General features: G+C 36.1%; 21 protein-coding genes and 2 pseudogenes. 10 read left to right on the top strand and 13 right to left on the bottom strand.

The window, feature by feature from the left end; all coding sequences use genetic code 11:
* Positions 1 to 135 precede the first annotated feature (135 nt).
* Complete coding sequence (locus GSM42_RS21375) at positions 136 to 306, top strand: DUF418 domain-containing protein (protein ID WP_160801565.1); 171 nt, start codon at positions 136 to 138, stop codon at positions 304 to 306.
* A 15-nt stretch (positions 307 to 321) separates the two neighbouring features.
* Here GSM42_RS21375 and GSM42_RS10880 read toward each other — a convergent pair whose 3' ends face one another.
* The 6 genes from GSM42_RS10880 to GSM42_RS10860 all read right to left on the bottom strand — a co-directional run bounded on the left by GSM42_RS10880 (position 322) and on the right by GSM42_RS10860 (position 5,300).
* Complete coding sequence (locus GSM42_RS10880) at positions 322 to 492, bottom strand: hypothetical protein (RefSeq protein ID WP_160801564.1); 171 nt, start codon at positions 490 to 492, stop codon at positions 322 to 324.
* Entirely contained in the window at positions 485 to 799 is a 315-nt protein-coding gene (locus GSM42_RS20615; RefSeq protein ID WP_237446564.1) for a hypothetical protein, read from the bottom strand. The genes GSM42_RS10880 and GSM42_RS20615 overlap by 8 nt, the downstream gene beginning before the upstream one ends.
* 125 nt (positions 800 to 924) lie before the next feature.
* Positions 925 to 1,752 (bottom strand): phytoene desaturase family protein, encoded by an 828-nt coding sequence (locus tag GSM42_RS10875; RefSeq protein ID WP_237446563.1) that lies wholly within the window; start codon positions 1,750 to 1,752, stop codon positions 925 to 927.
* Positions 1,753 to 1,827: 75 nt separating this feature from the next.
* Positions 1,828 to 2,325: an RrF2 family transcriptional regulator gene (locus GSM42_RS10870; protein WP_160801637.1), complete on the bottom strand. Its 498-nt coding sequence runs from the start codon at positions 2,323 to 2,325 to the stop codon at positions 1,828 to 1,830.
* Between the two features lie 768 nt (positions 2,326 to 3,093).
* Positions 3,094 to 3,474 (bottom strand): penicillinase repressor BlaI, encoded by a 381-nt coding sequence (gene blaI / locus GSM42_RS10865; protein ID WP_160801563.1) that lies wholly within the window; start codon positions 3,472 to 3,474, stop codon positions 3,094 to 3,096.
* A 56-nt stretch (positions 3,475 to 3,530) separates the two neighbouring features.
* Positions 3,531 to 5,300 carry a BlaR1 family beta-lactam sensor/signal transducer gene (locus GSM42_RS10860; protein WP_160801562.1) on the bottom strand — a complete coding sequence of 590 codons (1,770 nt, stop codon included), beginning with the start codon at positions 5,298 to 5,300 and terminating at the stop codon, positions 3,531 to 3,533.
* 452 nt (positions 5,301 to 5,752) lie between these two features.
* On the opposite strand from GSM42_RS10860, the gene bla reads away from it, so the two are divergent.
* Together bla and GSM42_RS10850 are read left to right on the top strand one after the other, a co-directional pair.
* Complete coding sequence (gene bla, locus GSM42_RS10855) at positions 5,753 to 6,646, top strand: subclass B1 metallo-beta-lactamase (RefSeq protein WP_237446562.1); 894 nt, start codon at positions 5,753 to 5,755, stop codon at positions 6,644 to 6,646.
* 455 nt (positions 6,647 to 7,101) lie between these two features.
* Positions 7,102 to 7,853 (top strand): annotated as a pseudogene (locus GSM42_RS10850) (arylamine N-acetyltransferase family protein).
* A 386-nt stretch (positions 7,854 to 8,239) separates the two neighbouring features.
* Here the strand turns inward: GSM42_RS10850 and GSM42_RS10840 are convergent.
* The 5 genes from GSM42_RS10840 to GSM42_RS10820 all read right to left on the bottom strand — a co-directional run bounded on the left by GSM42_RS10840 (position 8,240) and on the right by GSM42_RS10820 (position 15,017).
* Positions 8,240 to 10,501, bottom strand: coding sequence for a M20/M25/M40 family metallo-hydrolase (locus tag GSM42_RS10840; RefSeq protein WP_160801559.1), 2,262 nt, complete (start codon positions 10,499 to 10,501; stop codon positions 8,240 to 8,242).
* A 105-nt stretch (positions 10,502 to 10,606) separates the two neighbouring features.
* Positions 10,607 to 12,508: an FtsX-like permease family protein gene (locus GSM42_RS10835; RefSeq protein ID WP_160801558.1), complete on the bottom strand. Its 1,902-nt coding sequence runs from the start codon at positions 12,506 to 12,508 to the stop codon at positions 10,607 to 10,609.
* Positions 12,468 to 13,244 (bottom strand): ATP-binding cassette domain-containing protein, encoded by a 777-nt coding sequence (locus tag GSM42_RS10830; protein WP_160801557.1) that lies wholly within the window; start codon positions 13,242 to 13,244, stop codon positions 12,468 to 12,470. Before GSM42_RS10830 ends, GSM42_RS10835 begins: the two co-directional genes overlap by 41 nt.
* A gap of 103 nt (positions 13,245 to 13,347) precedes the next feature.
* Positions 13,348 to 14,316 (bottom strand): sensor histidine kinase, encoded by a 969-nt coding sequence (locus GSM42_RS10825; RefSeq protein WP_160801556.1) that lies wholly within the window; start codon positions 14,314 to 14,316, stop codon positions 13,348 to 13,350.
* A complete protein-coding gene (locus tag GSM42_RS10820) occupies positions 14,313 to 15,017 on the bottom strand; it encodes a response regulator transcription factor (protein WP_160801555.1) in 705 nt (234 codons plus the stop codon). Before GSM42_RS10820 ends, GSM42_RS10825 begins: the two co-directional genes overlap by 4 nt.
* A gap of 155 nt (positions 15,018 to 15,172) precedes the next feature.
* Here GSM42_RS10820 and GSM42_RS10815 point away from each other — a divergent pair, with 155 nt between their 5' ends.
* The gene (locus tag GSM42_RS10815) at positions 15,173 to 15,823 is read left to right on the top strand and encodes a cupin domain-containing protein (protein ID WP_160801554.1); all 651 of its coding nucleotides are present in this window, start codon (positions 15,173 to 15,175) and stop codon (positions 15,821 to 15,823) included.
* 364 nt (positions 15,824 to 16,187) lie between these two features.
* On the opposite strand, the gene GSM42_RS10810 is transcribed toward GSM42_RS10815, so the two are convergent.
* A complete protein-coding gene (locus GSM42_RS10810) occupies positions 16,188 to 16,802 on the bottom strand; it encodes a DedA family protein (RefSeq protein ID WP_160801553.1) in 615 nt (204 codons plus the stop codon).
* Positions 16,803 to 17,620: 818 nt separating this feature from the next.
* Here GSM42_RS10810 and GSM42_RS10805 point away from each other — a divergent pair.
* The 6 genes and pseudogenes from GSM42_RS10805 to GSM42_RS10780 all read left to right on the top strand — a co-directional run bounded on the left by GSM42_RS10805 (position 17,621) and on the right by GSM42_RS10780 (position 22,390).
* Complete coding sequence (locus tag GSM42_RS10805) at positions 17,621 to 18,121, top strand: histidine kinase (RefSeq protein WP_160801552.1); 501 nt, start codon at positions 17,621 to 17,623, stop codon at positions 18,119 to 18,121.
* Between the two features lie 36 nt (positions 18,122 to 18,157).
* Complete coding sequence (locus GSM42_RS10800) at positions 18,158 to 18,649, top strand: sensor histidine kinase (RefSeq protein ID WP_160801551.1); 492 nt, start codon at positions 18,158 to 18,160, stop codon at positions 18,647 to 18,649.
* Positions 18,646 to 19,335, top strand: a pseudogene (locus GSM42_RS10795) (response regulator). Before GSM42_RS10800 ends, GSM42_RS10795 begins: the two are co-directional and overlap by 4 nt.
* 15 nt (positions 19,336 to 19,350) lie before the next feature.
* Positions 19,351 to 20,391: an oxidoreductase gene (locus GSM42_RS10790; protein WP_160801550.1), complete on the top strand. Its 1,041-nt coding sequence runs from the start codon at positions 19,351 to 19,353 to the stop codon at positions 20,389 to 20,391.
* Between the two features lie 813 nt (positions 20,392 to 21,204).
* Positions 21,205 to 21,453: a hypothetical protein gene (locus GSM42_RS10785; protein WP_160801549.1), complete on the top strand. Its 249-nt coding sequence runs from the start codon at positions 21,205 to 21,207 to the stop codon at positions 21,451 to 21,453.
* A 610-nt stretch (positions 21,454 to 22,063) separates the two neighbouring features.
* Positions 22,064 to 22,390, top strand: coding sequence for a hypothetical protein (locus GSM42_RS10780; RefSeq protein WP_160801548.1), 327 nt, complete (start codon positions 22,064 to 22,066; stop codon positions 22,388 to 22,390).
* Positions 22,391 to 22,573: 183 nt separating this feature from the next.
* On the opposite strand, the gene GSM42_RS10775 is transcribed toward GSM42_RS10780, so the two are convergent.
* Positions 22,574 to 23,149, bottom strand: a complete 576-nt coding sequence (locus tag GSM42_RS10775; RefSeq protein ID WP_160801547.1) for an RNA 2'-phosphotransferase — start codon at positions 23,147 to 23,149, stop codon at positions 22,574 to 22,576.
* Positions 23,150 to 23,192 lie beyond the last annotated feature (43 nt).

Here is a 23,192-nt window from a genome sequence, read left to right as displayed (position 1 = left end):
CGCAAAGGTGCATTTTCTCCAAATGAAGAAGGCAAAAAAATTCGTAAAGCTATGCTTAAATATGGTTTGCTGATAGGACTTCCCTTGAATTTTCTAGTCTTTATTCCAGGGGAATCTTTGATCTGATCATGCGCTATGTATTCTCTACTTCTTGCAATCGGTTATATGGGACTTTTCGCTTGGCTTGTAGAAAAGAGAGAAAACTTTTGGCTATGGAAATGGATCGAAAAAACAGGGAGAGTACCACTTAGTTGTTATTTATTCCAAAATCTTCTCTGTTCAGCGATTTTTTATGGCTGGGGTTGATAAATGGGTTTTCCTTTATAGTTCAACTTCACAATGCCGATCCCAACAGGTACCAGCATTTATCAAAAATGCAACAGAAAAAAAATAAGTCAAGCTGTCGAGTGAAGTTTTGACGACAAAGAAAGACATTCCAATTATTACTGCATTCAATAGAGCATATAAGTAAGCTTTTGCTTGATCATTCATGTGAGATGACCTCCTGTGCTGCTAATTTCGCGCTAAGCATCGCTGCGTCTGCTAACCGACCTTCTTGTCCGACCCAGTCTCCAGCAACATATAAACCTTTTATTTCTGGAACAATAGGACTAGATGCTGATCCCGATCCTGCATGGTGTATGGTATGTGCGTCATGAGCAACTAATATTTTTGGCAAGTATCGAATAGCGACAAGTCCTTCTTCCCATCCAGGTTGAAGAAGATGAAGCAGATCGATCAATTGTTGTTTATCCGCTTTTGCATCTGTTATCAATTGGTTGTCATGATATTTCATCACATGAAGTACATGGGCTCCATTTTCGCTTAATCGGACAGATAACGAATGAATGCAAAAGTAAAAGGGCTGATCTAGTCCAAGTACAAAAGATCGTTCTGGAATGGGTAGTCGATTTAGTGCTACATCTAGACAAGCTGCGTAGAGTGGATAGGATTCTTCTTTCCATTTTTTATGGATGTTTGTTCTGCTTCTTTCACGAGCTTGTATACGTCATGTGGTCCTATAGCTGTAATTACAGATGTTGTTTCGATTTTTTGATCATCTGATAGTAAGATTCCACTCACATTTCCGTTCTCTGTTACAATTTGTTTTGTTTTCTTTCCGGTAACAAAGGTGACACCAAGTTGCTCTGTAAGTTTATGTAGCTCATCCACCACTTTTTGCCAGCCAGCTTCCACATAGCGAACTCCAAATCCTGCCAGTTGGCCTTGTTTGAGAATATAACCAGCACTAATCGCATTTGGATTATCACTATAGGACCACTGTCTGCACATAGCTAGGAAGAAAAGGCGAACACGATCGTGAACAATATTATTTTTCACCCATTCTTGGATACTAACGGAACGAAGTGAATCAGTATCAATTTGACTTAGTCCGCTCATGACTTGACCCCACTCTTTCATCTCGTCTGAAGTTAAATCAGTAGGCATATGTATCATCCTACCTTGAAAAATTCCGACCATTCCTCCTTTAGAAGCATATCCACCTTTGGGAACACATTGGAGATCCTTCAATATTTCCAGTGCTCCGCCTCCTTCATACATGGCATGTGGTCCAAAGTTAAATAGTGCTCCTTTTTGATTCGTTGTCTGAGCAAACCCTCCTAATCTCTTCGCTTTTTCAATCAAAACTACTGATTTTCCTGCCTTTGCTACATAAATTGCTGCTGTCAATCCAGCCAATCCTCCACCTATTACTGCCACATCATATTGTTGTTTTTTTAAAGTTTTCATCATCATGCCTCCAGTTTTTTTCATAAACTCATATAACAAGGATAAGTGTTATCTACATTAGGGTCGAAAAAAATATTACTTGTTCATGAGACTCATATACCATTCTTGCTTCTTTTCCAGAATTTCAGGAGCGAATTCTCGGTCAAGTGTTTCTTTTAACCATAGAAGGGTTTTCTGTTTTAGATAATCTTCCATTTTTCGTTCTGCTTCTAACATTGTCAGATTAATTCGGCAAGGAATATGATGAGTTGGTTCATTTGCAAATTCAGGTATCAACCCTTTTTCTTTAATGTTTCTGCACTTAAAAATGGGTTGGCGACCTTCTATTGCTTCTACTACATCAAAAAAGGATATGTCTTCAGGTGCTCTTTTCAGTTCATAGCCACCCTTGATGCCAGGTGTTGATTGAATAATATTTGCTTTTGTAAGTTTGGTGAATATTTTTGACAGATATGTTACAGAAACGCCTTGAAATTCAGCTAAGTCCTTAATGGCGATAGGTTGTTGAACCGGTGGATTAACTAGATTTACAAGGCAATGCAAGGCATATTCTACTCCGATACTGTATGCCATATTCAAGCTTCACCATCCTATAAGAGATATTATAGATAATATAAATCTATTATAACCTTAAATCCTCAAAGGTCAACTATGAATGCTTTATTTTTTTAAAATTCTTTGTTGAAGAAAGAAATATATGCGAATAGGATACTGACAAAAATAGATATAAACAGCGTCGATTGTATCTGCTTCCTAGCTTTTATTCCTTGATTGGGGATGGGTGTAACTGCAACCTACCTTCCTTTGTATGTTACAACGTTCCTTGTCCCACTCATTATGTTCGTAAAAAGAATGAGTGAAGTGATCAGTGCATGGCTTGTGGTTTTTCTGCCTAGAAATAGGATCAACAGCTGGCGGGGATTGTTTGTCACAGGTGTAAGTGTGGTGACTCTTTGAGTTAGCATTTTCTTATTCATCAGTGCTGTTTGTTGTGTCTTGGTTTCAAGGCACATCGAAACACGCTCTTTAATAGTATCTACCAATGAAAAAAGAAAGGGACTGATGGTGTCATTCCTAAAGTAGCTTTCCGCTTTGTTTGTTTTATCGTTCCTTGTACGGAGCATTGGCAGATATGGTAGGCTATCGTTAGCTCTGGTTGGTTCTACACATCTGGCTTGCACTCCGCTTCTTGTACTCTCATGTTGGATAATCGAAGAAAACGATAGAGAGTGAGCTAGAAGACCTACACGATCGTCTTTTCTTAAAGAAAGGCAATCGTGTGGGTCTATATTCTATGAACATACAATTGCACAAATCAAGTCGGCTGACATTACCCTGATCTTATTTGCTAGATTTTTTATCCAAAATAGAACGCAATTCTTTAATATCCTCTTCTGACAACGAATCCTCTTGGATGAATTGTACAAGCATAGATTTTAATGTTCCACCGTAAATTCGTTTCAGAAAGGATTGAGCCTCCGCATGTTGGCAGTCGTCTTGTGAAAAGAGCGGAAAAAAAGTATAGATCTTTTGATCCTTATTTACCCCAATGGCTTTTTTTTTAGCGAGACGATCCAAAAGAGTACGAACCGTTTTCGGCTTCCAGTCTGTTTGCTCTTGCAAGGAATGAATTACCTCGTTGGCTGATAATGGAGCCTTTTTCCAAAGAACATTCATAACTTCCCATTCTGCTTCTGATATTTTAGGTGCTTTATCTGACATATGAATCCTCCTTCTATTACTTATTTTTAAAAACTTCATTTGGTCGAAAAAACCGGTTAATATATAGCTTTATCCCTCAAAATAGATTTTGTTATTTCTGCTGCCTTACTGCCATAGGAATTATTTTCATTTTGTATATTGGTCGCAAAGAAATAAGTATTCTGTTTTGTCTCTACATATCCGATAAACCAACCATTTACATTTTTTCCATTGACACTTCCCGTACCTGTTTTTCCAGAGAGACGCGCATCATTTTTTTCCTCTAATTGAATAACCTCTTTCAAGGTTTGCACATTTTTATTTTTAAATCCAAATTCGTTTCTATAAAAAGCTTTGAGCAATTGGACTTGCTCTATTGGAGAAATCTTTAAAGATGATTCTATCCAATATTGAGATAATCCGCCAGAAAGGTTGTTATTTCCATAGTTAATTTGGCTGAGGTAATGTTGGATCTTATTCAAATGTACCTTTTTATCTAAATCCTGAAAATACCAATTTACTGAGCTTTTCATTGCTGTAGATAAATTTTGATTTTGATTCCAAGAGTCATAAGGATAGTGCTTACCATTCCACTTCATGGTGGAATTTTCTCGCGTTATGACATTGGACTCCAATGCAAACAATGCACTATAGATTTTATAGGTTGAATTCGGAGAAACTCTTAAAGTACTGTTATTTTCATTATAGATACGATATTGATCTGCTTGCAAATCATACAATACAAAGCTTCCCTCATATTCAGCAAAATACTTGCTCAGATTTTCGTATATGGTTCGTTTACCGTCAAATTCATAACGTTGGTCATCATAAGCCATTACAGAAAAGATCGGAATCTGACTTGCAACAAAGATCCCCATAAGCATAAAGATGGTTAAGCTTTTTAGCCGCAATTGTCTTGATTCAACTGTAAATGCTGCAATACTCTCAATGCGTTTTTTTATTTGCTTCTTGGCACCGTTTAACTGATTTACCAAAGTAATATATTTTGGTCTGGATAATTTGTCGAGAAAATGAATAATGGTATTTCCGTATTCTGCATAACATCGCTTATCTAAAGAATGTAAGACAGCACTATCACAAGCGATTTCACGATCCAGTTTCATTTCTCTAAACGCCACCCAAACCAATGGGTTGAACCAGTATAAAATTTGATAAAAAACAACTAGGTAATTCGTGAGGATATCTTTATATTTGTAATGATTTAATTCATGTAAAAAGATGTACCTCATTTCTTCTTTAGACAACCATTCATCAAAATGAATAGGGAGTAAAACATACGTCTTAAAGAGACCAAAAGTAAGCGGAGAGTTGATAAGTGGAGATTCACCAATAATCAACTGCTTTGATATGTTTAAGCTTTGTTTACACTGTTCGAATAAGAGAAGGATTTCTTGATTTTCTAAGATCCGTACACTGGTTTTCATTCGCCTTAGCTGTAACCAAGCTTTTATGGTCAAGATAGCCATAACTAGCATTCCTATGATCCATGTAACTGCCAATGTTTCATTTAGGAGTGTCATGTCAAAACGATTTACGGATAGGGCAAAGTTCTGCATCCAATTTTGATCATTAAATGCATGATCCTGAGTAGAGGTATTAGATAGACTTAATCCATTGTTTTGATGGATATCCCATGTGAAGAAATCCCCAAAATCAAATAATTGATTTGGAAGAAAGGGAATAGTTAAGGTGATAAAAAGAAAGAACCATAGATTATATTTCCATTTTGCAGATAATTGCTTTTGAAATACTTTTCTGATTAGCATAATGATGGCAACAGTAAGAGAAGACATCATAAAACTTACTACAAAGTAAGGAAAGAACATGTGATTCGTCTCCATTTCCAGATGTTTACCTTATGTATGACATAATAGCAGAAAATTTTAAAACCCTATATCTTTTTATGATGATGATGGAGGTAATTTTGTTAATATTAGCAAAGTTGGAAATTTATGAGCTGTAAAAAATGTAAGAAGGTAATCTCTCTGGAACGAAAAGATTGACACAGGATGATTACATGTGTAGTATTGTATTACAAGTGTAGTCAAATTGTTGACCACTGTTTATATATACTGACTTCCTAATAGTAGTTTCTGCCGGAAAGCCTTCGATTTTAGCTTACATAGGAGTACAAACTGAAAGCAAAAAAGAGGAGGTTGGAGGGAAAGTCCAGTTGTGAGTTGTGAAGTGAGTGAAACCGTGATATCGGGTAAATCCTCATGTTCATCCTACCTTCACTTCATTTTGAAGAATGAAATAGTAGAAAGGATTGTTTATCTTGAAAAATAAAAGAATGTTAAAAGGTGTGGGTGTTGGACTAATCGCATTAAGCGTTTTGATAGGTTTGATACTCTTTTCAAACGGAACATTGCAAATTAGCGCTGAGGAAAAACAAAAGCAACCAACGAGTCCAAATCAAGTGAAGGATCAAGCAGTGTCTTCATCTAAAAAATCGTCTCCTACTCAAATTACCAACGCAGATAAGACGATTGTATTAACTCAGTTGAATGATAAAGTATGGGCACACACATCCTATAATGATTACAATGGCACAACTGTTGACCACAATGGGTTAGTTGTTTCTACTTCCAAAGGGGTAGTCTTGGTTGATACAGCATGGGATACATTGGAAAATCACGCAAAAACAGAAGAGTTATTAGAGATGATCGAAAAACATCTGAAGAAAAAAGTTGTGATGGCACTCGTTACTCATGCACATGATGATAGCATTGGTGGCATTCAGGCGTTACTGGATCAGGGGATCGATGTACGTAGTACGTTTTTGACAGCAAAACTTGCGAAAGAACGCGGATATCCTTCTCCTAACCCCACACTTGATGCAAAACCAGTGATGAAAGTAGGAGACACAGTAATAGAAGCCTTTTATCCTGGAGAAGGTCATTCCCAAGATAACATTACGGTATGGCTACCCCAACATCAAATATTATTTGGTGGATGTTTTATCAAAGCATTAGGAGCAAAAGATCTTGGAAATTTGTCTGATGCAAATGTTGAACAATGGGATGATTCTGTTCAGAAGGTAATAGACAAGTATCCTAATGTCAAAACTGTTATAGCAGGACATGGGCAATGGGGAGATAAGAGCTTACTCTACCACACCATTGATCTCATTAAGCAACATACCAGTCAAGAAAATTCAAACCATGAGTAAACAAAGAAGAACTGGAAAAAGTATCTTCAGAGATATGTCAATCGAGAAATCTGGAAAAATACTATGTTGGAAGATATACCAATACTTCCTTTGATATCGTACTTTTTGCGACGGAACACCTTCTCATCATTCTAGTGTGAAGGTGTTTTTTAATTCCTTACAGGAAGCGGAGAAATCTTTTAAATCAACTACAGGGCTCTTTTAGAGCTAATGAAATAAGATTACTCTTGAGTATCGAATCGGATAAAAAAGTTTCATTTCCTCTTGACATGTGACTATATGGTAACGTACTATCGAATTAGTTACCATATAGTCACGTGTTTAACCGAAAGACAATAGTTGTTTACAATTATCCATTCATAGTGAAAAGAACACGATCGTATAGGAAATACATCTCATGAATTTAAGTCAAAGTATTTTGTCAGATTATTACCAAATCAAGGAGGTAACTCGAAATGGACATCAAAAATTATTTAACCCGAATTGGTGTAACAGGGAATATAAAAAATAGCTTAGAAGACTTAGCACAAATACAAGAAAACCATGTAACCCATATTCCTTTTGAAAATTTAGATATTATACAGGGCATTCCTTTATCTTTTGATATCAATCATCTCTATCAAAAAATTGTAAACCATCAAAGAGGAGGAGTTTGCTATGAGTTAAATGGACTTTTTCATTTCTTCCTCCAAGAACTTGGATTTGCTGTATCCATGCGTGCAGCTACTGTATATTTGAATGGCTCATGGTTTAAACAAGGGTCACATCTGACGAATATTGTTTGTTTAAACGAAGTTTATTATTTAGTCGATGTTGGATTTGGCGGAAATACTCCCAGTAAACCAATTCCGTTAACCGGGGAAGAGATACACATACTAAACGCCTATTATCGTGTTAAACCATTTAGGGAAGAACCAGATACATTGATTTTAGAAAAAAAGAAGACGCGGATTGGACTATGCTCTATAAGTTTCCACAAGTGGAAAGAAAGATAGATGACTTTAAAACAGTTTGTGAGTTCACACAGTACAGCAAAGACTCTTCGTTTAATAAAGTTCCTGTTATGATGAAGGTTACGGAACTAGGCAGGGTCACGTTACGTGATCGATCATTAACAATTTTGGACGGAATGCATAAAAAGAAACAAATCATAGATACAGAGAAAATAAAAGAGATTTATAAAGATGTGTTTGGTTTAGAGGTGTGAAGGTATAAAAGCAGTAGTGTTTTTCTGTAAACACCAATATCCATTGCTATGTCTTAAAGCATTTTCCTAGTGTTGAGAGGTTAAATAAATCAAACGCCCTTTTCTAGTAGGGCGTATTTTGTTTTACATTTTGACAGTAAAATTATTACCTAATCCATTTTTGCGTCTTTTTGCTAATTTTATCGTCTTTCCTACTGATACCACAACAATCATAATATAAATTCTTTTCAGCCAAAAGATTATAGGCAATTAGTGAAGAATTGTGTGACTTGGGCATCCGTTTGAATGGGTGTAAAAAAGAATCTCCTTCGCATGTTGTATTAGAAGGAGATTCTTTTTCTAAAGAGTTTATAAATATAAGCAGTGAAATTACTTAAATAATAGTACTAATAGGTAACACGATCAGTGATGAATATGCTTTCGTCAAATATGCCAGTTGAAATCCATCGAGATGGGCGCTTCGAGCGAATTTCGGGGTCAGGATGTTGTTCTGAAGCAAATGTGAATTCTACTGGTTTCTCGCCTTTTATTTCCAAGATCAAATCCAAACCTTTTTTCGGGATACCAGTTTGTTTATAGTAAAAAGTTTGCATTGTCTTAGGGATGACAAATGATTCTTTTCCTATTGTTACCTTCTGTACTCGTCCACCTGGTACTGAAACATACATGTTTTGAATATCGTTTCCACCCAAATAGCGAAGATGGATGAATTTTTTTCCTTGTTTTTTCTCCGTTTTTACTAGTTTTATTTTTGCCATTTCGTAATTTCGAACAAGGGCAGTTCCAACCCAAGCTTCTTTGTCATAGTTAAAAGGAAGAATTTCTTTTATGTTTGATTTGTTTGTTGCAGTCACATATTGTTCTGTCCATTTATCTGGAGGCTCCAAACTAACCCATTTTGCTTGTTTTTTATCTTGATCTACCACATAAAATAAGTTGCTATCAATCGGGCGGTCAGAGCCAGGATTAGCTTGGAAGAAACTAATTGCTAACACGATGATTGCCATTCCTACTAAGGTGTGTGGCACCCATCTTCCCAATTGATAGAGTAGTTTACTATGCATGAATAGCAATGCGAGGAGCCACACCACCAGCAGCATGAGATAAGGTGCAAGGCTGACTGGAAAAAAGGTAAACAGTAACTTGAGAAGTGGAACAAATAAAACGACTGGAAGGCATGACATCAGAGTTAGAATCAAGGGTTGATCTGCTATACTTTCTGTCTTGTCCTTCCATACCACCCATCCGAGTATAAGCAAGGACGCAAGTAATGGCCATGCGAATAAATAACTAGCACCAGGAAGAAACTGTGTCAGTAATAGGAGGAAGATTACACCGAGAAAGATAGCTGCTAAAGTCATTTCCCATGTATTTATGGATCGGAATTTTTTCCAGATGAACAGGCTTACGGCAACTGTTAGCAGCAAAAATGCCGATTGATATAGAGAACTATCATAGATTGCACCACTAAATAGAGTCATTTTTTCTGCCCATAAGGCATTTACTCCCATCCAAATCAAAACTGTTGCAAGAATGGAAGCGACGATGGCTGAAAAAATAGCCAATAGACTGATTCCAAAGCCTTTATAAGTAGCAGCATTTTTCTTTACTGCAATGATAGTAACCATAGCAAACAAAAATACGATGAAACTTGTTAGAGGATAAACCCAATAATAAGAATACGAGATCACTAGGCCAAAAAAGTTAAAGTAGACAGCATTCTCTTGTTTAGTATGACTTAAATCCAATTGACCAAAATGTTTAGCCATTTCTAAAGCATTTCGTCCTTGATGTTCCAGTGAACGAATATCAAGATGTTGGATATTATCATTAGGTGTATGGTATCCTGTCCATCCATCCCCATAAGCAAAGTTTAATCCAGGTATCTTATTTTCATTCGAAACAGTTAAATCCGAATCGTTAGGCATAATTTCAAATAGACTTCCAAGTAACGAAGAAGTAACAGGATTTGGTGCTGCTTTGGCAAATTCTCTTACAATCCAACCGTTTTCTTTACTGGTTTGGAACATGATCGATGGGCCACTTGTCCCTCTTGCTTCAAAATTGATAATCATATTTATTTTTTGTTTATGTTTCGATTCTGTCCAAAATTCTTTAGCTCCCATTAATCCTTGTTCTTCGCCATCTGTAAATACGAAGTAGATATCATTTTTTAAAGTGGGAGCCGATTTTAAAACGCGAATGGTTTCAAGTAACGCAGCTACACCAGCCCCATCATCACTTGCTCCAGGTCCTTGTTGAACAGAATCATAGTGTGCAGACATCATGATCGCATGACCACTTCCAGAACCTTCAAGCTTGGCGATCACATTGTACATGTCTCCACCTGTAATCATTTTTGGATATAAGGATGCATGATTGGAATGCTCTATTTCAGGTTTTAACCCTAATACTCTCAACTGCTCAACGAGATAATTTCGCACCTTTTCATTTTCAATGGAACCTGATGGATGGGCAGTATTTGCTATGTTTTTGAGATGGTGCAAGGCACGATCAGCTGAGAAATTTTTAACAAAGTCAGCGTTTTTATCGGGACTTGGTGGAATCATTGCATAAAGGCTGATAAAAGCAAACAGAAAGGCGATTGATATTACCAAAATAGTATTAATATTTCGTCTTTTCTTCATCCTTCATTCCTCCTTATTTGTTAGCAAGTTTGTATATACGATTTGGAATGAAACCAAATCACCTACGTAAAGGGGATGATTCAGTCTACTAATTGATATCGATTTTTAATTACAATAGTTTGTTTGTACATTCCATTTGTATCGCCTACGTATGAGTAGGAAATAAAACAATTGACCTACTAAAAATGTTGCTATTACTATAATCCATTCTGATACGATGGATACGATAAAGTATTTTTGCAGGATTACTAGTACAAATATGCTGTGTATTGCCGCTATGGATATGGGGAGAAAGAATAAAATCGATAGCTGTCGAGTGATAGCTCTATTCCATTCGCGATCAGTCAACCCAATTTTTTGTAATATGTTATAACGGTTCACTTCCTCTTTTCTTTTGGAAAGAAGCTGGAAGTATAGAAAACTCCCAGAAGAGACAAAAGTAACGATGGCAATTAGAAACATAATAAAAAATAAGATGCGAAATAAGTGGATTTGGTTTTCGTATAAAGTTCCACTTACTATCATGCTGTAAGGTTTATGATCACTAGGCATGATACGTCCTTCACGAACTAACGTTTCTCCTAAATGCAAAGTTTTATCTAGAGGAGCTTTACTGTAAAACCCAATAAATGTCGCAGATACAGACGAAGAATATCTCGCAAACATAGCATCACTTACAATGAGTGCCTGGTTCTGTAATAATCGCCATGGTATGGTGACATGTTTTCCAATTTTCTTTTGATTCAAGATAATAGAGCTGTCTCTTACTTGATATTTATCATAAATAGGATAGTCATCTAATTGAGATGTCAACAAACTCATTACTTCGTTTTCGTTTAAGGGAGGTTCCGCAACCGTATTTCCGGATTTGAGAACCATGTTTTTGTAGTCGGTATATGAGATAATTGGAATATCGGAATAACTTTTCTTTTTGGTTGATTTAATGGGAATATATTTTATGTTTGTTTGATATGTGGTGTAATTGATCCCTCTTGCACTTAGCTCTCTTTTGATTTGTAAAATATTTTGCGATTGAAACGGTTTTTTGTTGTTTGCGATATAACCGACATCAAGTGGGTAGTCCAAACGAAACTGTTTGTTTAATGCTTGAGATGAAGCCAATGTACCCAATACGCAAAAAGAAATAGTATAGATCATGGTGATGATAAAGAAGATCGGAGCATAGTTTCTCCATGAACTAGATAAGTTGGATATAGCAATGAAATTCGTTTTTTTCCAATACCAATGGAGCCTTTTTTTAAAAAGAGAGAAGATGAAAGGAATAAGTTGTGTGAATGAAAAATAAGTACCTATTCCTATCGACAGAAGTATTGGGAAAAAATGAGTGAAGATATTGGTTTTTGTCGTGACAAGTGTTAAGTAATACCCCAGCATAAGCAAAATAATGGATAGCATAGACAAGAAAAAGGACATTTTTTTTTCCTGTTTTCGACGATAAAAGTAATCCGTTACTTTTTTCTTTCTCATGAGATAAGGAGCTGCATAGGCTACAAGGATGAACAGCAGCGCATATACCCCAAGCGTAATAAAAATTGCTTTCCATGGGAAATAAAATTCCAGAGGAGAAATATCCATTATTGCTGTACTGACTAAGAGAAATAGCCTTTCTATACTTATCCCACAAACGATTGCCACTAGAATGGAACTCATTCCAATACATAAGTTTTCAAAAAAAATCATTCCACGAAATTGTCTCATCGATATTCCTTGCATAAACCATATTCCAAATTCTCGATGTCTGTTTTGTAAAAAAATTTGTATCGAATATAGGATAAAAAATATAGCGAATGTATAGATAATCCAACTAGCTCCATTCATCCACTCAATGGCGTTTTGTAAGACAACTCGATTGCTAAGTTGTGGATGTAAGACAAAAAGTGTATAGACAAAGAAACTCAGGATAGATAGAACACAGCTAAAGAAGTAAGCTAAATACATCGAATAATTACGAATCATATTTCGGAAAATTAATTGTATAAAAGTCACGTCTATCTCCCCCCAATAACGCAAGCATATCCAATATCTTTTGAAAGAACCCTTTTTGGTCATCACCTTTGTAGATTTCATTATATAATTGGCCATCTTTTAAAAATAATAGCCGATCGCAGTAACTAGCGATGACAGGGTCATGTGTAACTAGCAAGATAGTGGTTTTATTTTGTTTATGAAGGGAATTGAATATCTCCATGATTTCGCGTGAAGCTTTCGAATCCAGATTACCTGTCGGTTCATCTGCTAGTAACAGATCTGGACGATGAATGATCGCTCGTGCAATAGCAGCCTTCTGTTTTTGGCCTCCTGACAAAGAGTCAATCCTCATTTTAAGAAGATTCTCTATTCCTAAATCTGTGGTAACTTCTTGCAACCTCTGCTTCATAGAAGGAATATCGTTTTTATTCAGAATAAGCGGCAGAAGTATATTTTCTTCTACTGTTAATGTATCTAGTAAGTCGAATTGTTGAAACACAAAGCCCAGTTTTTTTCTTCTAAACACGGATAGATTTTCCTGCTGTAATTCAAATGTACTTTCATCTTTTATCCATACTTCTCCGTACGTTGGACGATCCAAAGTACCTAAACTTCGCAATAAAGTTGTCTTTCCGCTGCCTGAAGGTCCCATTATTCCTACAAATTCACCTGATTCGATAGAAAAGCTGATACGATCCAATACTGGCTGTTTTCCATATACTTTTGAAATTTTATTCACCCTAAGAATAGACACGTGTACACCTCTTTTTCGGGTATGTATGTATCATAATGAAAATAAAGCTTTCTAACCAATGATTTATCTTACTCTATCTTACCGTTTGGTAAGGTAGTGGATTTTAGAACGAGATCCGTACAGTAGTGCCTTTGGAAACAATGGATTTTATTTCAACTTGATGGCTTAAGTTCTGACAAATTTTTTGTACTAAAAAAAGTCCCATTCCGGTAGACTCATGAAAATTACGACCATTTTGCCCAGTAAAATGAGCATCAAATACACGTGGTAAGTCACTTGCAGGTATACCTACCCCTGAGTCTATCACTTCTAAAACGGTTGTCTTCCCACGATGAAAGCTACGGAAAAGAATCTTGCTGTCTTTTGGGCTGTATCGAACCGAATTGATGACTATTTGCATGACTACAAAAGATAGCCATTTCTCATCAGATGTAACGGTTAGAGAAGGTTCCAATTGAAACTGTGGGAACAGTTTTTTTCGAATAAAAAGCCTTTTTAAATCAGAAGTTACTGTTCGTACGATGGATTCCAAATTCAATTTTTCCACAAAGAAATCTCGATCGAAAACACTTAATCTAGAGGTATATAAAACCAGATCCAACCCTTTTTTTAGGCGGTCTAACTCATAGGATATTTCGCCCGCTTCCTTATTTTGTAGATTTTGCAATATCAAATCAATGACGGCCAAAGGAGTCTTCATTTGGTGTACCCATTGATTGATAAATTGAATATGTTGATCGAGTTGATCTTTGTACGATTGTAGTTCTTTTCTGTATCGTTCACTCTGATCTTTTAATAATTTTCCTAAACTTTGTGATAGAGGGCTTGACTGTACTTTTCTATTGAATGTATTTATCGATTGAACCGGAGTAGATAATCGTTCGTAAAAAGTACGATTTGTTAAATAGCGATAACAAAGATACAAAAGGAGTAGGAAAAAACTAAAGAAAATCGGATATACCAATTTTTGTAGTTCATGAAATCCATCAAGCCACAAAAGTAGGATGATAAAACTTAATTGAAGTACATTTAAGACAAACAGAGAGATCTGTTCTTGAAGAAATAGTTTCATATTATCTCCCTCCAGATAGGTGTCAATCGGTATCCTTCTCCTCGAATCGTTTGCAGCGCACCATTTAGATGCAATTGGTCTAATTTGTTGCGAACCCGTCGGATATAGACATTCAATGTATTTTCATCCACAAATGCTTGATCATCCCAAATGTTTTCTAATAGTTGATCACGACTGACAATACAATCGATTTGTTTCATACATAAATCCAATATTTTCGCTTCCGTATTTCGTAATTCTACTGTATTGGATTTCCAGGTAAGGGTTAGACGATCAAGGTTTAATTGCAAACCATCTAATTCTATTATCCTTTGATGGGATAACGCAGAATACGTCCCATAGGCGCGTCTTAGATGGCTTTTTATTTTGGCCAGTGTGATTTCGTAGTCGAAGGGTTTCGTAATAAAATCGTCTGCCCCATATTCCAATGCCATGACTTGATCCATTTTACTATCACGGGCAGAAATAAAGATAATAGGACATTTTGAGATGTTTCTCATTTGTTTGCACCATTCATACCCGTCATATTTTGGTAAATTGATATCCAATAAAACTAGGTGCGGCTGAAAGCTTCGAAAATCGATTAAAAGTTGATCAAAATTTTTAACGCAAAAGGTCTCAAATCCATATTTCTGCAAAAATTTTTCTAAAAGGGAAAGCAGCATTTCATCATCTTCTACAATAAATACTTTAAATGTCATATTTTTTTCTCTCCTTCTCATAGGTAGTATACAGGTAAAATATATGAATATCTTATGGGGCTTCGTATACCTTTTCGTTTTCCTAGTCATTTGTCACGGATTTATGCACCCCACATATACTGCATAGACAGGATGATGAGGAGAGGAGCCTTGATATGGCAAAGGATCCATGGAAAGAATATACTAGACCGGGACTGGAATTCTTTTTTGACATAAATCAAAATCGATTAAATACACGTAATGACAAAAATTTTATCAATCGATTAGGAAGAGACAATTTAAACACACTGGGAAATAACTCTTTACTTGATATTTATTTGAGCAAGGGTCGAGTGGTAGAACCTCACTATCATCAAAATGCTGCGGAGTTAGTTTACTGCATTTCCGGGAGTGCTTTGGTTTCACTCATCAATCCATTTACTAATAAACGATCTGATATTCCAATAACCCCTGGGCAAGTAGCAAATATCCCAAAGGGGTGGTGGCACTGGGAAATGGCGACAACAGATGATACCCATTTACTTGCTATATTTGATGCTCCATATCCAGAATATATTTTTGGTTCTGATCTTTTGACGAAAACACCAATAGAAGTTCTCTCCCATACGTATTGCTTAGATCCAAAACTACTAAAAGAAACACTTGCTCCTCTACACCAAGAAACAATTGTGATTGGACCGACAGACGAATGTATAGCTGAGACACGAAACAAAAATCAGAAAAGACCACCTAAAGTTTCTTCAAAGAAAAATGCAAAGCGAAAGTATTCAGAACCACTATTTAAACCACATCATTATTGGTATTGACACAAACTATTATCGTAAGAACGTTTTGTAGCAAGAAAATAAATGAGATTAATCTAAAATAAATAACATATGAGGTTGTTGCATAAATAAATGAGAAAACGGGATAAAGTCGCTTGATATATGTGCACCTAAGGCACAAGTCGCACTATGTTTTCCGCGTCTGTTGTTGAAAAATACAAAGGATGCTTCATCCACTTCCATCTGCGCTTTTGATACGAATAATCATATGTATAATAAAAATCGCCTTTTTCTTATAAAAGAAGGCGATTTTTATTATACATATGATCTCTACTATTAGAGGATTTTTAGTTAGGTTATACATTTTTTATAGATGTTACAAACTTCTTAGCTATGTTTTGTTTTGTTATTTTGATGTTTTGTATCGAGTTCGAATATACCAGACGATGAAACAAACTGCTGCTATTCCTAAGATGGCGATAACAATATTTTGGAAGACGCCCATAAAATCGAGAACTTGTTCCCAGTTTGCTCCTAAAGCTGCTCCTACATTTACTAAAACTGCATTCCAGATGATAGAACCTAGGGTCGTAAAGACAAGAAACATGATAAAGTTCATTTTGCTCATTCCAGCAGGGATGGAGATAAGACTTCGTAGGATCGGTACCATCCGACAAAAGAATACGGTCCATACGCCGTATTTTTCAAACCAACTGTTAGCTTTATGTACATCCTCTTTTTTAGTGCGTAAGATATGTCCCCATCGGTCAACAATTCTCTCTAATCTTTCGACATTAAGTAATTTACCAATATAATACAAAATAATCGCACCAGCTACTGCTCCTATGGTGGAAGCTATAATAACTCCCAAAACAGTGATATCTGTTTTTGTAGTCATAAATCCACCAAATGCTAAGACAATCTCAGAAGGAATCGGGGGAAATACATTTTCTAACATGATCATGAGGAAGATGCCCCAATATCCGAATTCTTCCATAAAATTTATAATCCAGTTTTCCATTTGATTAACACCTCTACTAGCGAATTGATTTTTGTCACTCCCAATGCAAAAGCAACTGTTCTACTAAAAATGTTGAATGCCTAATATGTATGATGGATATGCCTTACTATTTTTGTAGAACCACCCATTCAAATAAAAGATGATAACTGCTACTAATATAGGAAGAAAGAACAGAATTACCCATGAAACAATGTTAGCGGGATTTCATTCTTCACACTTTTGCAATCTGCTTCATTATTTATGATCGAACCGAAGTAGACTTTATGAATGATCAGCTATTCCAAGAAATTCCCCTGTTCTACTGAAAAACGTATGCGATCCAAAACTTGATTAATGATTTTTCCTCTATTAGAGCTTTGTGCATCCTTTGATATTGGATACGAAAACATCTCTTTTTGGGTACAACGTTATCATAGTATAAATAAATACGATAAACCATTGAATAATCTTACAAATTCTTACCTTTTGGTAAGGATGATTAGCTGGAATTCTATTTTTTGGGAGATATTAGAATCTATAAGTCATAGGATGAAAAATTTCCTATGACTTTTGATATAGAATAATACAAAAGAGTGGGAATTGTCACTTGAAGGGAGGCAATTTATTCTGCTTCATATGTAGTAGGAGGATTATTCATCATGAGTATGGAACGCATATTGGAAAATTCATATCCAACGTTGATGACATACCAATGTTAGTCATGACTTGTATGGCTAGTGCGAATTTCTTTATTATCGAAGTAAATGTAATATTTAATCTAATGGCGATTTGTGTATATGTCATTTCTACTTTTTTATTTTTAAGATAGAAAGAGGATTTTGGATTTTATTTGTGATCGAATTGCTGATATCCTTGATTTTTGGTGTTGTTTATGTTTATACGGATTTTCCTTATCCTCTGCTTGTGGGCTTAGTTGGATTAGGTGTATTTCTGTATTATCAGGAATATGTTTTTATACTTATTTGGTCTATCATATTTTTTATATTGCTCACTTTGGAACTTATATTTTCGATTGTGAGAGTTCTTCAATCAAACGTGAAAAGCCATCGCTTCATCCTCCTATGCAAATCATCATCAATTATTCTTTTGTCGTATTTGCAAGTGCGACAGGAGGATTGATTCGTTATGCATACCAAATGAAAAATCAGACCATGAAGCTCTATCAGGAACTAGAAAATTCCTATCAAAAACTGCGTGAACATGCAGATACAGTGGAACAACTTGCGATGCAGGAAGAAAGAAATCGCATATCTCGTGAGATTCATGATACAGTTGGTCATACCGTCACAGCTCTTATTTTTCAATTGGAGGCAGCCTAGAAGTTTTTATCGATAGATCAAAAAAAGAGTATATCAATGATGAAAACAAGTGAAGAATTAGCTCGCTCCATTTATCGAGATATTCGGTTTTCCATAGAGGAAAATGATAGGAGCAATTGGGCAGAAACCGATCTTGATACGAAGTTTAGACAACTGATTCAAAAATTTTCCCGTTTCACAAAATTAGAGGTTTCCTATGAAGCGAAAGGTAGCTTGCCATCCTTTATGTCACGTAAGTACACTTTTGGTTTATATCGCATCTTACAAGAGACATTAACCAATGCCAAACGACATGGTGATGCGAAAAGTGTTTGGGTTCGTCTCTGCTTTTCAGCTGAACAACTTCAATTAGATATCTGGGATGATGGAATTGGATGTGATCATCTACAAAAAGGATTTGGATTGAAAAATTTGCAAAATAGAGTAAAAGAATTGAATGGAACATGTTCATTTTTTACCGAAAAAGGGAAAGGTTTTAAAACAAGAGTTGTTATTCCCGTCGTTCAGAGGGAGGTGGCTCATGGATGATCCGAATTATCATTTGTAGATGACCAACGACTGATGCGAGAAGGACTCTCCATGATTCTTGATCTAGAACAAACATTAGAAGTAGTAGATCTAGGATCCAATGGAGTAAAAGCTATTGAGTTGGTAAAACAACACAGACCAGACGTTGTTTTAATGGATATTCGGATGCCGATATTAGATGGCGTACAGGGAACAACTCAAATTCTTGCAGTGTATCCAAAAACAAAAATTCTCATGCTAACAACATTTCATGATAAAGACCTGATCATTTCTGCCATACAAAGTGGAGCACGAGGTTACTTGCTCAAAGATATGCCTTCAGAAGCGATCGTTTAAGCTATTCATAGTGTGTATCGCGGTGGAATTGTCATGCAAGAAGATGTAACAGGTAAAATTATTGCAGAACTAGCAGGTCGAAATCAAAACAACACAATACCTAGTATGCGAGCAAAAGAAGAGCATAAAAAATTAAAACAGCTGACTAATCGTGAAATAGAAGTACTTCGTTTACTTGGAAGTGGCTTTAACAATAGAGAAGTAGCAAGAAAGCTGTATATTAGTGAGGGAACAGTAAAGAATCATATTTCATCAATTTTGAAAAAATTAGAAATCCGAGATCGACACAAGCAGCTTTGTTTGCTTTAAAGGCAGGTTTAGCCGAGAATAGAGAAGAGGAGAATGGATAAGAAAAGAGGGTGTTTATGCAAATACTAAAAGTAGGGCTTATTGGATATGGTTTCTCAGGGGCAGTATTTCATGCGCCTTTGCTAGCAGTATTGGAAAACTTTGAGATCACCAAGGTTCTTTCATCTAACCCAGAGAAGGTACATGAAGATCTAGGTAATGTTGAAGTAGTGTCTAACATCCAACATATACTAGATGATTCTTCTATTCAACTTGTGATTATTACTACTCCAAATATATTACATTTTGAAATGGCAAAACAATCCTTGCTTGCGGGAAAACATGTGGTATTAGAAAAGCCCATGGTGAACACAGTAGAAGAAGCGAAGCAATTAGTGAGAATAGCCAAAGAAAGAAATCTTATGCTCAGTGTTTATCAAAATCGAAGATGGGATAATGATTTTCTCACCATTAAACAATTGATAGCTGAAGGAACTTTAGGCGAAATCAAAACATATGAAGCTCATTTTGACCGCTATCGACCTGATGTGCAAAATCGTTGGAGAGAGCAAGCAGGGGAAGGATCTGGTATCCTCTATGATTTGGGTTCTCATTTGATTGACCAAGCCTTACATTTGTTTGGAACTCCACAATTTGTACAGGCTGATGTTCTCAATCAACGAGATGGCGCTGTAACAGACGATTATTTTCATGTTGTGTTAGGATACAATACCATGCGAGTTATCCTGCATTCAGGATCTATCGTCCCAGCGCATGATTTAAAGTATATTGTTCATGGGGAAAAAGGGAGTTTTATTAAGTACGGATTAGATAGTCAAGAAGCAGCATTAAAAGCAGGAAAGAAGCCAATTGGAGAAGAATGGGGTGCTGATGACCCTGATAAGTATGGACTGCTGACTTCGATCAAGGATGGGAAAACCATATCGCAAAAAGTGAAAACGATTGCAGGTTCCTATGCAACTTATTATCAGAAAGTATATGAGCATATTGTTGAGAATAAACCATCTCCAGTAACAGCAGAAGAAGGCTTGATGACGATTAAGATCATAGAATTAGCAAAGCAAAGTAGTAAGGAGAAAAGAGCTATCTATTTATAGTATGATTGATCCCCTGATCGTTTATTGTCAGGGGATTTTTGTTGAATGGGAATAAATAGGGGGATGCATGGAGAGCAATAGACCGTTTTGCGTTGAATATCTGTGTATACGATCCGATAGAGAGAAAGGTTCGAAGGTATTGTTCACATAGATGAAAATAGAGTATATGTTTAATGGTTAATGTTAAGTATTGATCGTGTAAGGTAACTTTATTTTTTGGAAAATGAATTTTTTCTTTTTGACGTAAATGGAGTTATATAAAATATAGAAAATTTCGTCGATTAACTCTTGATTTTTGATTTTCATTATCAATAAAATATAGGAAGAATAGTAGTTACCATTGAGGAGAGACAATGCGACGCGCCGTCAGTACGGTACGAGGTTCACCACCGGGTGTGGTCACTCCTAGCGTAAGCGTTACCCGAAGTGGACGATCAGGCAGCTCGCCGGTGCCACCACTGACTGCAAGGTATGCGGAGAGCTGTTGATCATCCCGCCAGAGCAGTTCACCGATTCCCACTCCATGCAGTTCCCGTTCAACGTGCACATGCCCCGATTCCACCTGTGGATGGGGAAGGAAACGAACGGGCAGTGGCCGGCAGATGGAAACGGAACAGGATACGTGGAATTCGAGGTGGAGTCCGAAGAATTCTGACCTTCATGGAATAATATGCACTACTAATTTTGTAGTCCACTCACTCCAAATACATAGTGTGGTGGGCTACACTCAATTTTATAAGTCTTCAATCTAACCGTTATATTGTTTATCTGAGCAAATCAGAGGCATATTTTTTTACGCAGATATTCTTTCTCATGTCACAAAAAAAAATTCATTTTATAGATGTTCCATCTAATTCATTCCGGCAAACATTGCAACAAGTTGGAATAGCAAATGAAATTATCGAGGCTATGTTAGATAATTTTGAGATAATCAAATCGAATAAATTTGGATATACACCTGAAATAACTCACGTGGCGGAAGAAATTACAGGTAAAAAGACAATATCCTTTGAAACCTTTGCAAGAGACAATCAGTCATTTTTTGTTCATAGTGAACACTGAAAATTAAAATAAGCTTCCATGTAGAGATAAGTTATTACCAGTCCATTTTAACTGCTCGAAAAGGTGAAATAAGGAGTACTTCATTGAAATTAGGGAGTATTCCTTTTATTCTGTTTCTAATTCTTTTTTTGATTAAGCTAACTCTTCTTCTAGGTAACTGCTTACACGAATAGAAAGGTATTGATAAGATCATCATGCATTCGTTGATAGCGATTGGCAAGCAAAACATAACAACAAACATAAACAATTCAGTCATATATATGTTTCAGCTTGTAGACAGAATAGTAACTCACTAAAGAAGTACCATAATACTTGATACTTTCATTGGAATATCTAGCTTAGGCAATAGCTATACTGCAAGATGGTATAAAGCTGCATTTGTTTACTTCCTTTTGCTTTATTTCCTTGTAACTAAAGCCTTTTGGTTCGAGTTTCAGTAGCGTAGTTTCATATACCCCTGAAGAGTTTTCAGTCATCGCAGTTGATCGAGAGGACGAATAAATAGATAAGTTTGATGGAGTAAAGCACGAACCTTCTCTTCAATCCAAGTAGGAATTAAATTAAGCACTGTAGAAAGTGTTTAAAAGCAATTGATACAAAGGAGTTAGATATGAAAAGTAGATACAGTGCACTTACCAAAAAAGTGTATAAAGTTTTATCTAAGGAAGAGGCATGTATCCATTTTCCTGAGATGGAAGAGGAGATTCGTTTCACTCCACTAGGCCATGTTTGGCTAATGGTAATTGATGAGAGACCCACACCCCTTAAAATTCCTCCACAACTGCTAGGACCCTTGCCAAAATCAGAAGCTGAGGAGCAAGTCAAAGATCAAGAAGACCGTTATCGATCCAGTATGCAATCAGCATTGGATCAAATTGATACTTATGAAAAAGTATTTAAGTTTGGGGTAGGAGAACAGAAACATGATAAGGACTAGCGTATTTGTGAGGTGAAAAGGTTTTTCTCCATTGATAGAACTCAACAAATGGCAAGTAACTAAGCGAACAATAGAAGCGATGTTATCAAATAAAAAACTTGATCATTAAGTGAATCCAGATCAAGTTGATTTGGTGTGATTATTTGGGATTGCAGTAACTAATTGGGGAATTCCGTTTCTTTTTCAAAGGTGAAAGCTAATTTTCTTTAAATGATCTTTTTGAAGGATATACTTAGCAGGTACATGATCTGTTAGCCAGACTCCATTGTCAGAGACATAAAAATCATAGCCGTCTTGTTCCATTTGGTAGGAATAAATAGTAAGGACAACAGGAACACCATGTCGTTTTCCCACCTCCAAAGCTATATCAGCAGAAACGGAGAGGTGGATATGGTGACGTGATTTTTTTACCAATCCATTTTTGATAATATCTCCTAAATGTTGTATGGCTGTTCCATGATATAGGATGGACGGTGGAGATTTGGGTTCATAACCAAGATCAACTTTTACCGAATGTCCTTGGTTTGCTCTTATGCGTTGCAGTTTTTCATCAAATGCAAAACGTTTTTTGTTGTTATTTTCTACAATAAACTGTAATTCTTCCATCGTTAAAGGTTTCCCATGGTCTTTGCAAGCATTTAATATAGCAGAAATGGAAACCCATCCATTTTGATCTAATTTTATACCAATTAGCTCTGGTTGGTGCCGTAGAATAAGACTGAGGAATTTGCTTTTGCTTTTTAACTTTTTGTTATCCATTTTACCGACCCAATTCAGAATAGTTTTATCTGTAGTAATTATA

Origin of the sequence: Shimazuella alba (assembly GCF_009831235.1) — a bacterium.
In the GTDB taxonomy this organism is placed as follows: domain Bacteria; phylum Bacillota; class Bacilli; order Thermoactinomycetales; family Thermoactinomycetaceae; genus Shimazuella; species Shimazuella alba.
The sequence above is the reverse complement of the archived record's forward strand: the minus strand, read 5'-3'. Positions and strand labels throughout refer to the sequence as shown.

Bases quoted from the DNA above. Each gene is read 5' to 3' on its own strand.
- GSM42_RS10875 (WP_237446563.1), bottom strand. From the start codon at position 1,752: ATGAAAACTTTAAAAAAACAACAATATGATGTGGCAGTAATAGGTGGA.
- GSM42_RS10800 (WP_160801551.1), top strand. From the start codon at position 18,158: ATGATGAAAACAAGTGAAGAATTAGCTCGCTCCATTTATCGAGATATT.
- GSM42_RS21375 (WP_160801565.1), top strand. From the start codon at position 136: ATGTATTCTCTACTTCTTGCAATCGGTTATATGGGACTTTTCGCTTGG.
- GSM42_RS10775 (WP_160801547.1), bottom strand. From the start codon at position 23,149: ATGGATAACAAAAAGTTAAAAAGCAAAAGCAAATTCCTCAGTCTTATT.
- GSM42_RS10825 (WP_160801556.1), bottom strand. From the start codon at position 14,316: ATGAAACTATTTCTTCAAGAACAGATCTCTCTGTTTGTCTTAAATGTA.
- GSM42_RS10820 (WP_160801555.1), bottom strand. From the start codon at position 15,017: ATGACATTTAAAGTATTTATTGTAGAAGATGATGAAATGCTGCTTTCC.
- GSM42_RS10815 (WP_160801554.1), top strand. From the start codon at position 15,173: ATGGCAAAGGATCCATGGAAAGAATATACTAGACCGGGACTGGAATTC.
- GSM42_RS10810 (WP_160801553.1), bottom strand. From the start codon at position 16,802: ATGGAAAACTGGATTATAAATTTTATGGAAGAATTCGGATATTGGGGC.
- GSM42_RS10880 (WP_160801564.1), bottom strand. From the start codon at position 492: ATGAATGATCAAGCAAAAGCTTACTTATATGCTCTATTGAATGCAGTA.
- GSM42_RS10780 (WP_160801548.1), top strand. From the start codon at position 22,064: ATGAAAAGTAGATACAGTGCACTTACCAAAAAAGTGTATAAAGTTTTA.
- GSM42_RS10870 (WP_160801637.1), bottom strand. From the start codon at position 2,325: ATGGCATACAGTATCGGAGTAGAATATGCCTTGCATTGCCTTGTAAAT.
- GSM42_RS10840 (WP_160801559.1), bottom strand. From the start codon at position 10,501: ATGAAGAAAAGACGAAATATTAATACTATTTTGGTAATATCAATCGCC.
- GSM42_RS10790 (WP_160801550.1), top strand. From the start codon at position 19,351: ATGCAAATACTAAAAGTAGGGCTTATTGGATATGGTTTCTCAGGGGCA.
- blaI (WP_160801563.1), bottom strand. From the start codon at position 3,474: ATGTCAGATAAAGCACCTAAAATATCAGAAGCAGAATGGGAAGTTATG.
- GSM42_RS10860 (WP_160801562.1), bottom strand. From the start codon at position 5,300: ATGTTCTTTCCTTACTTTGTAGTAAGTTTTATGATGTCTTCTCTTACT.
- GSM42_RS10785 (WP_160801549.1), top strand. From the start codon at position 21,205: ATGTCACAAAAAAAAATTCATTTTATAGATGTTCCATCTAATTCATTC.